The 13,623-nt window shown below is 73.4% G+C and carries 13 protein-coding genes; 7 read left to right on the top strand and 6 right to left on the bottom strand.

The annotated features are described in order from the left end of the window. Positions 1 to 70: 70 nt before the first annotated feature. The 3 genes from ACZ7L7_RS06685 to ACZ7L7_RS06675 are packed head-to-tail and all read right to left on the bottom strand — an operon-like array spanning position 71 to position 1,636. Complete coding sequence (locus ACZ7L7_RS06685; RefSeq protein WP_285515397.1) at positions 71 to 577, bottom strand: flavodoxin domain-containing protein; 507 nt, start codon at positions 575 to 577, stop codon at positions 71 to 73. Between the two features lie 22 nt (positions 578 to 599). Continuing rightward, on the bottom strand, positions 600 to 977 hold the full coding sequence (locus ACZ7L7_RS06680; protein WP_285515396.1) for a hypothetical protein: 378 nt from the start codon (positions 975 to 977) through the stop codon (positions 600 to 602). Then, a complete protein-coding gene (locus ACZ7L7_RS06675; protein WP_285515395.1) occupies positions 974 to 1,636 on the bottom strand; it encodes a DUF4389 domain-containing protein in 663 nt (220 codons plus the stop codon). Before ACZ7L7_RS06675 ends, ACZ7L7_RS06680 begins: the two co-directional genes overlap by 4 nt. Positions 1,637 to 1,813: 177 nt before the next feature. Here ACZ7L7_RS06675 and ACZ7L7_RS06670 point away from each other — a divergent pair, with 177 nt between their 5' ends. The 5 genes from ACZ7L7_RS06670 (at position 1,814) to ACZ7L7_RS06650 (ending at position 9,443) form a co-directional block, all read left to right on the top strand. Continuing rightward, on the top strand, positions 1,814 to 2,650 hold the full coding sequence (locus ACZ7L7_RS06670; protein WP_285515394.1) for a universal stress protein: 837 nt from the start codon (positions 1,814 to 1,816) through the stop codon (positions 2,648 to 2,650). Between the two features lie 2 nt (positions 2,651 to 2,652). Continuing rightward, positions 2,653 to 3,402, top strand: coding sequence for an HAD family hydrolase (locus ACZ7L7_RS06665; protein ID WP_285515393.1), 750 nt, complete (start codon positions 2,653 to 2,655; stop codon positions 3,400 to 3,402). Beyond that, a complete protein-coding gene (locus ACZ7L7_RS06660; RefSeq protein WP_472075129.1) occupies positions 3,399 to 5,768 on the top strand; it encodes a glycoside hydrolase family 65 protein in 2,370 nt (789 codons plus the stop codon). Before ACZ7L7_RS06665 ends, ACZ7L7_RS06660 begins: the two co-directional genes overlap by 4 nt. Before the next feature lie 133 nt (positions 5,769 to 5,901). Continuing rightward, positions 5,902 to 6,777, top strand: a complete 876-nt coding sequence (locus ACZ7L7_RS06655) for a universal stress protein (protein ID WP_471430470.1) — start codon at positions 5,902 to 5,904, stop codon at positions 6,775 to 6,777. 2 nt (positions 6,778 to 6,779) lie between these two features. Then, complete coding sequence (locus ACZ7L7_RS06650; protein ID WP_471430468.1) at positions 6,780 to 9,443, top strand: cation-translocating P-type ATPase; 2,664 nt, start codon at positions 6,780 to 6,782, stop codon at positions 9,441 to 9,443. Positions 9,444 to 9,580: 137 nt separating this feature from the next. Here the strand turns inward: ACZ7L7_RS06650 and ACZ7L7_RS06645 are convergent, their stop codons facing one another. The 3 genes from ACZ7L7_RS06645 to ACZ7L7_RS06635 all read right to left on the bottom strand — a co-directional run bounded on the left by ACZ7L7_RS06645 (position 9,581) and on the right by ACZ7L7_RS06635 (position 11,690). Continuing rightward, positions 9,581 to 10,282 carry a response regulator gene (locus ACZ7L7_RS06645; RefSeq protein WP_453609003.1) on the bottom strand — a complete coding sequence of 234 codons (702 nt, stop codon included), beginning with the start codon at positions 10,280 to 10,282 and terminating at the stop codon, positions 9,581 to 9,583. Between the two features lie 247 nt (positions 10,283 to 10,529). Next, entirely contained in the window at positions 10,530 to 11,186 is a 657-nt protein-coding gene (locus ACZ7L7_RS06640) for a CBS domain-containing protein (RefSeq protein WP_453603033.1), read from the bottom strand. A gap of 39 nt (positions 11,187 to 11,225) precedes the next feature. Then, complete coding sequence (locus ACZ7L7_RS06635) at positions 11,226 to 11,690, bottom strand: cyclic nucleotide-binding domain-containing protein (RefSeq protein WP_285515388.1); 465 nt, start codon at positions 11,688 to 11,690, stop codon at positions 11,226 to 11,228. 270 nt (positions 11,691 to 11,960) lie between these two features. On the opposite strand from ACZ7L7_RS06635, the gene ACZ7L7_RS06630 reads away from it, so the two are divergent. Both ACZ7L7_RS06630 and ACZ7L7_RS06625 read left to right on the top strand, forming a co-directional pair. Continuing rightward, entirely contained in the window at positions 11,961 to 12,569 is a 609-nt protein-coding gene (locus ACZ7L7_RS06630; RefSeq protein ID WP_471430462.1) for a hypothetical protein, read from the top strand. A gap of 139 nt (positions 12,570 to 12,708) precedes the next feature. Further along, positions 12,709 to 13,614, top strand: coding sequence for a universal stress protein (locus ACZ7L7_RS06625; protein WP_285515386.1), 906 nt, complete (start codon positions 12,709 to 12,711; stop codon positions 13,612 to 13,614). Positions 13,615 to 13,623: the final 9 nt, after the last annotated feature.

Here is a 13,623-nt window from a genome sequence, read left to right as displayed (position 1 = left end):
CGCCCGGAGCGGCCACTGCTTCGGACGGCCTCCTCAACGGCTCCCCGCCGCCCGCACGGCGGGGAGCTCCTCATGCCCGCAGCTCGTCGGCGATCCCGGCGGCCCATGCCTTGATCGCGTCCCAGTCACGGTGGTCGCCGTAGCGGCACCCCATCAGCCGGAACCGGATCCGCCCGCCGCGCGGCAGCTGGGACGGGAGGATCACGCCGGACAGCAGCCGGTGCGCACGGTACGACAGCCCGCCGGGCAGGCCGCGCAGGATCGCCGGTCCCTCCAGCGGCGCCAGCCGCTTCCACGGGCCGCGCAGCGCCCCGGGCATCCCGACACTGAACAGCCACACGGGGCGGGCGGCGAGCAGCTCCAGGTGCCCGCTCAGGAAGTCCCGCGCCGGGGCGAGCCAGCGCTGCCCGTGCACGGCGCTGCCGAGCACGAACGCGTCGTAGTCGTCCGCGTCGTCGACGGCCTCCAGTGGCCGGGCGTCGGCTCGCAGACCCGCCCGGTCCAGCACCCGGGCGATGCGCTCGGCGATCTCCCGGGTGGAGCCGTGCGCGGTCGCGTAACCCACGAGCACCCGCATGACGGATCACCTCGCCGGACGGTCAGAACAGTGCGCCGGGCCAGCTCGCCAGGACCGCCGCTATGACGCCCACGTCCAGGAGTACGCCGAGCGTCAGCCACGGGTCGAACCAGAGGGCCTTCAGCAGCAGGCCGCTCGCCGCCGCCAGCAGGGCCGCGGTCGTCCAGCCGCTGCTCTGCGCGGCGGCGGACGCGCCGGCGATGACGTAGAGCAGCGCGGTGACCGAGGCCAGGCCGATGGCCGCGCGGTCGACGGACTGGGGACGGGGTACCCCGGCCGAGGCGAGCACCCAGGAGCGGCGCGGGTCGAAGGGCTGCTCGGTGGCGCCGTGCGGCAGCCACACCGCCAGATGGAGCAGACCGTGCACGAACAGGAGCGCGGAGACCAGCGCGGTGGTCATGGCAGCGCCTCCGGTTCGGAACCGCCCTGGTCCAGCCGGAAGGGCGGGTAGACATCGGTGAGCAGGGTCGCGTACGCCGCCACCCGCAGCACCCACCGGTTCAGGCCGACGACCAGGTCGAAGATGCCGCGCGGGTAGCGGCCGGTCGCGGCCAGCGCCACCCCGGCGAACAGGGTGAGCAGCCCGATCAGGCCGGTGGAGAACCAGGCCAGACGCGAACCGCCCTCCAGGATCGCCACGACCAAGTAGTGCGGGACGGCCAGCAGCCACCACTTCACCAGCACCAGACCGCGGGACAGTTTCTCGGGGTACGCGACGTCGAAGTGCGTCGGATAGTCCGGCACCTCGGCGAGGGTGAACGGCGGGTAGCGGTCGGTGCCCAGCGCGCCGTACGCGTAGTAGCCGACGCGCCAGCTCCAGCGCAGGACCCCCACGGTGTAGTCGAACAGGGGGCGCGGGTACCGGCCGGTGAACAGGATCGCGAAGAAGGCCACCACGCTCACCAGCACCAGGCCGATCCACAGGAAGGCGAGAACGACCAGGTGGGGCAGGGCGAGCAGCCACTTCACCAGCCACAGCCAGCGTGAGAGCGGGGTGTCGAGCACCGCGGTCAGCCGCACGGGCCCCTCGTCGACCGGGGACCGTTGTTCCGTAGCCATGGCTCTCTCCCTCCGGAACCGCCGTCACTTCCAGCGTCACCCCGAACGGGCACCCGTGCATGGGCCGAACGTCCCCGGGCCCCGGCCGACCCACCCCCTGCGAAGGCCCGGTAGCCCGTGCGACCGTGGAGGGAGCACCGGGCCGCGCTCAGCGGCCGGGACGGAAGGCGGTGGGCCGTGGAGCTGCCGTTGGTCGTGGGCGTCGACGGATCGCCCGGGAGCCTGCAGGCGGTCGACTGGGCCGTGGCCGAGGCGGCCCGGCACGGTCTGGCGCTGCGCCTGGTGTACGCCTCCCTGTGGGAGCGCTACGAGGGCGCCGTGCCCCAGGAGGACGCTTCGGAGCAGTTGGCCGCCGAGGAGATCGTCGAGGGCGCCGCCGCGCGCGTACGGAGCAAGGACCCGCACGCCGAGGTCAGCGTCGACGTCATCGCCCAGGAGGCGACCGACGCCCTGCTGGACGAGGCGCACCGCGCCTTCGCCGTGGTCACCGGGGCGCGCGGGCGCGGCGGGCTCGCCGGATTGCTCCTCGGCTCCGTGTCACTGACCGTCGCGGCCCGCGCCACCGCGCCGGTGATCGTGGTCCGCGGCGACCCGCCGGGCCTCGCCGGCACCCACGAACGGATCCTGCTCGGCGTCGCCGACCGGGCGATCGCGGGCGCCGCGACCCGGTTCGCCTTCCGCGAGGCCGCCGCCCGCGACTGCGTCCTGGACGCGGTACGGGCCTGGCGCCGCCCCGCGCACCCGGCGGCCGAGCACCACGAGGAGGGCGCCGCCGCCCTGCTGGAGGCCGTCCTGCGCGCCCCGACGGCCGACCACCCGGACGTCAGGGTGCGGCCTGCCACGGTGGAGGGCGTGGCCCGCAGGGTGCTGCTGGACCGGTCGGCCGCCGCCGACCTCGTGATCATCGGGGCCCGGCACCGGACGGGCCGCTTCGGTCTCCAGCTCGGCCGCGTCGGGCACACCCTCCTCCACCACGCGTACTGCCCCGTAGCCGTCGTCCCCCAGCCGGAGTGAGCATGGAGCAGCCCGAGAGCCACGACACCCCCTTGGACCACGTGCGCGCCGTCGTGTTCGACACCGACGGCGTGATCACCGACTCGGCCCGGGTCCACGCGGCGGCCTGGAAGGAGGCCTTCGACGCCTACCTGCGCGCGCATCCGCCCGCCGACCCCGCACAGCGGAGGCCCTTCGACGTCCAGGACGACTACCTGCGCCACGTCGACGGCAAGTCCCGCCTCGACGGCGCCGCCGCCTTCCTCGCCTCGCGCGGCGCCGACACCTCCGAGGCGACCGTCCGGGAAGTCGCCGCCGACAAGGAGGAACGCTTCACCCGGCGGCTGCGCGAACAAGGCGTCGAGGCCTACCCCGGCACGGTCCGCCTGGTACGCGCCCTGCGCCGGGCGGGCACCCCCCTGGCGGCGGCCTCCGCCTCCCGGCACGCGGGTGAGCTGCTCACCCGGGCCGGGGTACGCGACCTGTTCGACGTCCTCGTCGACGGCGGCGAGGCGGCCCGCCTGGGCCTGAAGGGCAAACCGGCCCCCGACCTGTTCCTCACCGCCGCCGACCGGCTCGGCGTCCCCGCCGACCGCGCCGCCGTCGTGGAGGACGCCCTGGCGGGCGTGGAGGCGGGCCGGCGGGGTGGATTCGCCCTGGTGGTGGGCGTGGACCGGGCCGCCACGGGGGACTCGGCGGACAGACTACGCCGGCACGGCGCCGACATCGTCGTACGGGATCTGGCGGAACTGCTGGGTGAGGAGCCGAAGTGACGGGATGGACCTGGGAGTACGAGGGCTACGAGCCCGCCGACCAAGGGCTGCGCGAGTCCCTGTGCACCTTGGGCAACGGCTACTTCGCCACCCGGGGAGCCCTGCCCGAGTGCTCGGCCGACGACATCCACTACCCCGGCACGTATGTCGCGGGCTGCTACAACCGGCTCACCTCCACCGTGTCCGGACGCCGGGTCGAGAACGAGGACATGGTCAACCTGCCCAACTGGCTGCCCCTGCGCTTCCGCCTGCGCGACGGGCAGTGGCTGACCCCCGAGACCGCGCCGCTGCTGGAACACCGGATGACCCTGCTGCTGGACTGCGGCGTGCTGGAGCGCCGCACCCGCTTCGACCTCGGCGAGGGACGCGTCCTGGCGGTGCGTCAGCGGCGCATCGTGCACATGGGGGAACCCCATCTGGCCGCCCTGCGCACCGAGTTCACCGCGGAGGGCTTCTCCGGCGAGCTGGAGGTGGAGGCGTCCCTCGACGGCGGCGTCACCAACTCCGGTGTGCCGCGCTACCGCGACCTGGACGGCCACCACCTGATCCACGTCCACGCGGGCACCGTCACCCCCGAGACCGTGTGGCTGCGCTGCCGTACCGGCACCTCCGACATCCGCGTCGGCATGGCCTCCCGGCTCACCTCCGACGCCCCGGTCACCGTCCGCAACAAGAACCCGCGCACCACCCAGCACACCGTGCTCGCCCTGACCGACGGACGGACCGCCACCGTCGACAAGACGATCGCCCTGCACACCTCCCGCGACCCCGCCATCAGCGACCCCCTGCACGCCGCCGTCGACCGGGTCGGCCGCGCGGGCACCTTCGAGGACCTGCTCGCCTCGCACCGCACCGCCTGGGCCCAGCTCTGGCGCCGCGCCGCCCTCGACGTCGCCGGGGAACCGGGCCGCATCCTGCGCCTGCACCTGTTCCACGTGCTCCAGACGCTCTCCCCGCACACCGCCGACCTCGACGTGGGCGTCCCCGCCCGAGGCCTGCACGGGGAGGCCTACCGCGGCCATGTCTTCTGGGACGAGCTGTTCGTGCTGCCCTTCCTCAACCTGCACTTCCCCGAGGTCTCCCGGGCCCTGCTGCGCTACCGGCACCGCCGCCTGGAACGCGCCCGCGTCGCCGCGCAGGCCGCGGGCCGCAAGGGCGCCATGTTCCCCTGGCAGTCCGGCAGCGACGGCCGCGAGGAGACCCAGACACTGCATCTCAACCCGCGCTCGGGGCGCTGGCTGCCCGACCACTCCCGGCTGCAGTTCCACGTCGGCTCGGCCATCGCGTACAACGTGTGGCAGTACTGCGAGGCCAGCGGCGACATGGAGTTCCTGCACACCAAGGGCGCCGAGACGCTGCTCCAGATCGCCCGGTTCTGGGCGGACGCGGCCGTCTGGGACGACACCCTGCGACGGCACCGCATCAAGGGCGTGGTCGGCCCGGACGAGTACCACGAGGCCTACCCCGACGCGAGCGAACCCGGCCTGGACGACAACGCCTACACCAACGTGACCGCCGCGTGGGTGCTCATGCGCGCCCGTGAACTCATCGACGCCCTGCCCGAGCCCAGGCGCCGCGAACTGAGCGAGCGCACCGGGCTCGACCGGAGCGAACTTGAGCGGTGGGAGGACGTCTCCCGCTCCCTGTACGTGCCCTTCCACCACGGGGTGATCAGCCAGTTCGACGGCTACGGAGACCTCGACGAACTCCCGTGGGCCAAGTACCGGGAGCGCTACGGGGACATCCGCCGCCTGGACCGGATCCTGGAGGCCGAGGGGGACACCGTCAACCGCTACCAGGCGTCCAAGCAGGCCGACGTCCTGATGCTCGGCTACCTCTACTCGCCCGCCGAACTGCGCGGCCTGTTCGACCGGTTGGGGGTACGGCTCGACGACGAGATCTGGCACCGGACCGTCGACTACTACCTGCACCGCACCAGCCACGGTTCCACCCTCAGCGGCCTGGTCCACGGCTGGGTGCTCGCCCGCGCCCGGCGCGCGGAGGCGTGGGAGTTCTGCCAGGAGGCCCTCCAGGGCGACATCGCCGACGTCCAGGGCGGCACCACCGCCGAGGGCATCCACCTCGGCGCCATGGCCGGCACCCTCGACCTCGTCCAGCGCGGTCTGACCGGCCTGGAGACCCGCGACGGGGCGCTGTGGCTGGACCCGGTACCGCTGCCGGAGCTGTCCTCCTACGGCTTCGCCCTGCGCTACCAGGGCAACTGGGGCGTACGCGTGCACCTGGAGCGCGGCGAGCTGGACATCGCCGTACCGTCCTCCGACCAGACCCCGATCGAGATACGGCTGCCGGGCCGCACGGTCGTCGTCCAGCCCGGCGAGACCCGGCGGCTGGTGCTGCCGGACTGATCCGCGCAGGGCCTACCGGGGCCCGGCGCGGGCCGGACGGCCCTGTGCGAGAAACGCCGGATGGGGAGAGCCTGGAAACCCGGCTCCTGTGTGACACACGGACCCCGACGGAGCCCGGAGAAGGGAGACCGTGATGAGCGGTCCTGTCGTCGTGGGAGTGGACGGATCGGAGTCGAGCCTGACCGCCGTGGACGTCGCCGCCCGCGAGGCCGCCCTGCGGGGCGTGGGACTCCGGCTGGTGCACGCCTTCGGCTGGCCGTCGGTGCACACACCGCTCAGGACACCGCCATGGAGCGCCGCCGGGGTGCGTGAGATGGTCGACGGCACCCTCGCCGACGCCGAACTGCGGGCGCGCGCGATCGCACCCGACGTCGAGATCGCCCGCGAGGTCGTCGTCGGCGAGCCGGTGATGGTGCTGGAGCTGGAGACGCGCACCGCGTCCCTGGCCGTCGTCGGCAGCCGGGGCCTGAACCGCTTCGGCAGGCTGCTGCTCGGCTCCACCGCCGGACACCTCGCCGCACACGGCCGCTGCCCCGTCCTCGTCATGCGCGGGCGCCCCGAACCCACCGGGCCCGTCCTGCTGGCCGTGGACGGCGCGCCCCGCTCCGCCGCGGCCGTCGAGTTCGCCTTCGCGTACGCCTCGCTGCACGGCACCGCACTGCGGGCGCTGCACGCCTGGAACACGCACACCGAACGTTCCTACGGCGCCCCCGGCGACCCGCCCTTCGTCACCTACGACGAGGACCGTCTGCGCGACGAGGAGGAGCGGCTGCTCGCCGAGGCGATCAGCGGGATGACCGAGAAGTACCCGGACGTCGAGGTGGAGCGCAGCCTGGTGCGCGGCCGGATCCGCCACTCGGTGATCGAGGCCACCGCCGGGGCGGGTGTCGTGGTCGTCGGGGCACGCGGCCGGGGCGGCTTCACCGGGCTCAGGCTCGGCTCGGTCAGCCAGGCCGTCCTGCACCACGCAGAGTGCCCCGTCGCCGTCGTACGGGCCGAAGAGGAGTAGCCATGCAGGGGCGAGCGACCGGACAGGTCGCGGGGGAGGACGTCCACGAACTGACCGCCGAGGCGGTGGCCGCCCGGCTCGGCGTCGACCCGGCGACCGGGCTGAGCGGTGGCGAGGCCGCCACCCGCGCGGCCGAGTACGGGCCGAACAGGCTGGCCGAACCGGCCCGCCGCCCGGAGTGGCTGAAGTTCCTCGACCAGTTCCGCAACTGGCTGATCGGCATCCTGCTGATCGCCGCCGTGGTGGCCGCCGTGATCGGCGAGGTCAAGGACGCGCTGATCATCACCGTGGTGCTCCAGATCAACGCCGTGCTCGGCTACCTCCAGGAGCGGCGCGCCGAACGCAGCCTGGAGGCGCTGCGCCGGATGCTCGTGCCCACCGCGCGGGTCCGCCGCGACGGCGCCGAGCGCGAGGTCGAGGCGCACACGCTGGTCCCGGGGGACGTGGTCCTGCTGGAGGCGGGCGACCGGGTGCCGGCCGACGGACGGCTGACCGTCGCGGAGACCGTGGAGGTCGCCGAGGCCGCCCTCACCGGCGAGTCCCAGCCCGTCGCCAAGAGCGTCGAGCCCACCGGCCCGGTGCCGCTCGCCGAGCGCACCGACATGCTGTTCATGAACACCGCGCTCACCCGCGGCCGCGCCGAGATGGTCGTCACGGCCACCGGCATGCGCACCGAACTCGGCGCCATCGCCGAGGCCCTGCGCACCGGCGCGGAACCGCCGAGCCCGCTGCAGATCCAGCTCGACAGCCTCGGGCGCCGCCTGGCCCTGCTCAGCGGGGTCGCCGTCGCCGCGTACGCGCTGGTCGCGCTGGTGCGCGGCGAGGGGCTCGCGGACCTGGGCCTGCGCGCGGTGGCGCTGGCCGTCGCCGCCATCCCCGAGGGCCTGCCGGCCGTCCTCGCCCTCACCCTCGCCCTCGGCGTGTACCGCATGGCCCGGCGCGGCGCCATCGTCAAACGGCTCGCCTCGGTGGAGTCACTGGGCTCGGCGACCGTGGTGTGCAGCGACAAGACTGGCACCCTGACCATGAACGAGATGACGGTCCGGTCCCTGTGGAGCGCCGGCCGCCGTTACGAGGTCACCGGCGAGGGCTACGACACCCAGGGCGCCGTCCGCGACAGCGCGGGCACCGACCGCGCCGAGGAACTGCGCGAGGCCGTGCTGCCGTTCGCGCTCTGCAACGACGCCCGGCTCACCGACGACGGGTTCGTCGGCGACCCCACCGAGGCCGCCCTGGTCGTCCTCGCCGCCAAGACCGGCATGGACGCCGACGGACTGCGCGCCGAGCGGCCCCGGAGCGCCGAGGTGCCCTTCGACGGCGCCACGAAGTACATGGCCACCTTCCACACCGAGCCCGACGGCCGTACCCGCGTCCACGCCAAGGGAGCGGTGGACGTCCTGCTGGACCGGTGCGAGGCGGTGCTCACCGACGAGGGCGTACGGCCCCTGGACGCCGTGCTCGGCGCCGAGGTACTGGCCGTGACGTCGGAGCTGGGCCGGGCGGGCCTGCGCGTGCTGGGCGCCGCCACCGCCGTGTTCGACGGACCGCCCGACCCCGCCGCGCTGCCCCCGCTCACCCTGGTCTCGGTCGCAGGGATCGCCGATCCGCCACGGCCGCAGGCCCGGGACGCGATCGCGCTGTGCCGGTCGGCCGGGGTCGAGGTGAAGATGATCACCGGCGACCACGCGGACACCGCGGCCGCCATCGCCCGGGAACTGGACATCCGCGGCGAGGTGGTGACCGGCGCCGAACTGGAACGCACGAGCGAGGAGGAACTCGCCGAACGCATCGACGGCATCGGGGTGTTCGCCCGCGTCGCCCCCGAGCACAAGGTCACCATCGTGCGGGCGCTCTCCGGGCGCGGGCACATCGTCGCCATGACGGGCGACGGCGTGAACGACGCGGCGGCGCTCAAGGCCGCGCACATCGGCGTGGCGATGGGCCGCACCGGCACGGACGTGGCCAAGGAGGCCGCGGCGGTGGTCCTCACCGACGACGACTTCTCCACGATCGTGCGGGCGGTGCGCGAGGGACGGGCGATCTACGACAACATCGTCAAGTTCGTACGCTTCCAGCTGTCCACCAACGTCGGCGCCATCCTGACCCTGCTCGGCGCCACCCTCGCCGGGCTGCCCGCCCCGCTGACGGCCGCCCAGCTCCTGTGGATCAACATCATCATGGACGGGCCGCCCGCGATGGCCCTGGCCGTCGACCCGGCCCGCGACGACGTGATGCGCAAGCCGCCGCGCGACCCCGCGGAGCGCATCCTGAACCGGCGCCGGCTGCTCGCCATCACCCGGGCGGGCACGGTCATGGCCCTGGGCACGGTCGGCCTGCTGGCCCTGGCCCGCGAACAGGTCTCCACGGACACAGCGCTGACCATGGCGTTCACCACGTTCGTCCTCTTCCAGCTGGTCAACTCGCTCAGCGCCCGCGTGGACGACGGCCCGCTGCTGGGCCGCCACCAGCTCCGCAACCGCACCCTGTGGCTGTGCCTGGGCGCGGTACTGACCGTGCAGATCCTCGCCGTCCACCTGCCGTGGGCCCGCAGCGTCTTCGGCACGGTGCCGCTGAACGCGGCCCAGTGGGCGGCGTGCGCGGGCACGGCGTCGACGGTGCTGCTGGTGGAGCTGCTGGTACGCGCCCTGCGACCCCGCGAGCGCTAGGCGGCGGGCCGAGCGGCGGCATGGGGGTGCCCCGCGCGAGCCGGGCGAAGCCGGGTTCGCGCGGGGCCGGCCGGTGCGGCGGGAGGGCGTGCCGGGCGTGGGACGGCAGACGGGACTTCGCGGACACGCCCTGGAGGCTAGAGAGCCGGCCGCTCGGCCTTCTCCGGCTGGTCGAGGTGGGTGGCCAGCACCGCGGCCTGCACGCGGCGCTGGACACCCAGCTTGGCCAGCAGCCGGGAGATGTGGTTCTTGACCGTCTTCTCGGACAGGTACAGCCGCTTGCCGATCTCGCGGTTGGTCAGCCCGTCCCCGATCAGCGCCAGGATCTCCCGCTCGCGCGGTGAGAGACCGGCCAGCTCGGGGGCCTCGGCCGGCTGTTCGACGGGCTCGGTGCGCAGGGACTTCATCAGCCGGGCCGTCGTCGCGGGGTCCAGCATGGACTGCCCGGAGGCGACGGTACGGACGGCGGCGACGAGATCGGAGCCGCGGATCTGCTTCAGCACGTACCCGGACGCGCCCGCCATGATCGCGTCCAGCAGGGCGTCCTCGTCGTCGAACGAGGTCAGCATCAGACAGGCCAGATCCGGCATCATGCTGCGCAGCTCACGGCAGACGGTGATCCCGTTCCCGTCCGGCAGCCGCACATCGAGCACGGCCACATGGGGACGCACGGCGGGGGCGCGCACGAGCGCGTGCTCCACGTTCTCGGCGTCGCCCACCACGGAGATGTCGGGTTCGGCGTCCAGCAGATCGGTCAGACCGCGCCGCACCACCTCATGATCGTCGAGCAGGAACACCCGAATCGGATCCTGCGCGGAAAAGGTACGCGGCTCGGTCATCTCGCCCCCTTGGGTCCCATAGGACGATCGTCACGCCTGGGGGGCCGGGACGCCAGGGCCGATGGGCCCTAGTGAGAGGGGGACCGTTTCTTCAGCCGGTCCGTCTGTTCAGCCCGTCCGGCGGCTTGCTTTCAGCCCGTCCGGCGTTTGAGGACGAGGCCCGTCCAGGGCCGACAGCGGGGGTCCGGGGGCGGCAGCCCCCGGGGACGGGAACGGGTAGGGGCGGCGGGGGCGAAAAGAGACCCGGCTAAACCGCCGCCGCCCCATGATCCAGCGAGAAGTCCACATCCACCACGCCCTCCACCGCCCGCGCCAGGCGAGCCGCGACCGGAACCAGGGAGGTGTCCCGCACCCGCCCGGACAGACGGACCGAACCGTCTTCAACGGTGACGCGCACCGACGACCCCGGCGCCGGGAACAGGTACGCGACAACCTCCCGCCGGATCTCCTCGGCGATGTCCTCGTCGTCCCGCAGGAACACCTTCAACAGATCCGCCCGACTGACCAGCCCCTCCAGCCGATCCGTGTCCCCGACCACCGGCAGCCGCTTGACCCGGGCCCGGGCCATGATCCGCGCGGCCTGCGCCAGCGTGGCATCCGCCCGAACAGTCAGCGCAGGGGACGTCATCAGCTCCCCGGCAGTCACCGATCCGGCCTTGGCCAGATCGGACAGCCGCCGCAACTGCGTGTACCGGTCGGGGTCACTGTCCCGGAACTCTTCCTTCGGCAGCAGGTCCGCCTCGGAGACAACCCCGAGGACCCGCCGCCCGCCGTCCACCACGGGCACGGCACTGACCTTCCGGTCGTGCAGCGTGCGCACGATGTCCTTGAAGACGGTGTCCCGGCGGACGACGGCGACATCACGCGTCATCACGTCACTGACCACGTGCGGGGCTGTGTGCACGGTGACTCCTCGTTCTCGTTCCGGAAGGAAGAGGCCGCCTCAGCGCCGCACACCGCTGCCGTACGGCCCGTACAGGTCCAGCAGCCGGGTGCGGGCCGAGTGCAGCCGGTGGGCGACGACCTCGCCCACCCAGCGGGCGACGGCGCGTCCGAACTCGGGGTCTTCCTCGCACGCCTCGCGGACCTCCTCGGCGTCGAACTCGTACGCGCGCAGCGGGCTCGCGGCCTCGGCGCCCAGGTGCCACACGTGCGGGGTGAGCAGCCAGGACCAGCCGACCAGTTCGTTGTGACCGAGGGACTCGATGACGGCGGGCCGCCGGCCGGGGACCCGCATGTCGAGGTCGACCGTGCCGGTACGGATGATCCAGAAGCGGTCCGCGCGGCCGCCCTCCTCGAACAGCCGCTCACCGGCCGGGAACGACACCTCGCGGGCGAGATCCATCAGCCGCTGGCGGTGCTCGGGGGGAAGCGCCCTCGGCAGGCTCGTGGTGACAGGAGCGTTCATGGCGGGCCTCCACTCAGGCGTACCGGAGTTACCAACTCCAGCCTCTGCCGAGGTCAGGCAGCGGGCCATGGGCCACCCGGCCCCTACCGGCGGACCTTCGGCACCCCTCGCGCGTGCCGGACCGCACCACCCGGCGGACCGCCCCAACCGGGCCCGAGGAAAGGGACGTTCAGCCCTGCGACGCCCGACCTTCGGCACGCGGCGCCCCCCTCGGCCGTACCGCGACAGTGTTCTCGTCAGCACCAAGGATCCGCTCGAAGGGACAAGACGATGGCCGTGCACGAGCACCCTCACCAAAGCCGCGGGTTCCACTTCCCCGCCCTCCGCAGGAACCGTGCGGCGTCCGCGACCGCCGACGTGGCGTCGCCCGCCGCCTACGCACTGGCGTCCCTCCGGCTGCTGACCGGGTTCGTCTTCCTGTGGGCGTTCCTCGACAAGACCTTCGGGTTCGGCTACGCCACCCAGTCCTCCAACGCCTGGATCGACGGCGGATCGCCCACCGAGGGCTTCCTCGGCCACGTGGCCGTCGGACCCATGCAGGACACCTTCCACTCCTGGGCCGGGGACGCCTGGGCGGACTGGCTGTTCATGCTCGGCCTGCTCGGCATCGGACTGGCCCTGGTCCTCGGCGTCGGGCTGCGCCTGGCCGCCGTCGCCGGCACCGTCATGATGGCGCTGATGTGGATCGCCGAGTGGCCGCCGGCCCAGCACCTGGCGGACGGCTCGCCCAGCATGTCGACGAATCCCTTCGTCGACTACCACCTGATCTACGCCGTCGTCCTCATCGCCCTCGCCGCCACCGGCGCCGGAGCGGTCTGGGGCCTCGGCAAGGTCTGGGCCAAGCTCCCCTTCGTCAGCCGCAACCCCTGGCTGAAGTGACCACCGCGAACCGCGACGGGCCCCGGTGAGGGGCCCGTCGTGTGGGCCGGTCGGCCCGGTCCGGGGACCTGCGGCCCCTGCCCGCGGAACCGCTTCCGGCCGACGCTGGAGACAGGGAAACAGATCAGGAGGCACGACCATGACTCGCACTGTCGTCGCAGGTCTCGACGGATCGCCCGAGAGCAGGGCCGCCGCGGAATGGGCGGCACGCGAGGCGAAGCTGCTCGGCCTGCCGCTGAAGATCGTCCAGGTCTGGGAGCCGGTTCCGGAACCGCTCGCCCAGGCCCCGTTGCTCGGTGCCGAGACGCACCAGCACTGGACCGAGCGCATCCCCCGTGAGGCCGCGGACGGACTGCGCGCGCGTCACCCCGGACTTGAGGTGACCACGGAACAGCTCCACGGCCCGCCGGCCGAGGCCCTCGCCAAGGCCGCCGAGGGCGAGCGGATGCTGGTCCTCGGATCCCGCGGACTGAGCGGACTCGCCGGGTTCATGGTCGGTTCCGTCGGCCTCTCGGTCGTCGCCCACACCACGACCCCAGTCGTCCTGGTCCGTGCCGGTGAGCAGGCCACCGACGAGCACGCGCCGGACCCGTCCGGCATCCCGTCGGCGTCCACGCCGTACCGGCCCGTCGTCCTCGGTCTCGATGTGGACCACCCGGACGCCGCGGTCATCGAGTTCGCCTTCGAGGCGGCCGCCCGGCGCGAGACCGCGCTGCGCGTCCTGCACGGCTGGAACCTCCCGCCGTACTACGTTTACGGCCTGACCGCCGACGCCCGGCTGCACGACGAGATCGTCGGACAGCAGTCCGCCGCGCTCCACGAGGCCCTGCGGCCGTGGCGGCAGAAGTACCCGGACGTCGAGGTCGTCGAGGAGAGCCCGGCCGGCAGCCCCGGCGTGCGCCTGGTGGACGCGGCGCACGAGGCGTCCCTGGTCGTCATCGGCCGCCGGATCCGGCGCAGGCCGTTCGGCGCCCACATCGGCCCGGTCGCCCACGCGGTCCTGCACCACTCCACCGCCCCCGTCGCAGTCGTCGCCCACGACTGACCGACCCAT

It is taken from the genome of Streptomyces sp. NPDC110618 (assembly GCF_055657065.1).
This window is presented reverse-complemented; position numbering and strand designations above follow the sequence as displayed.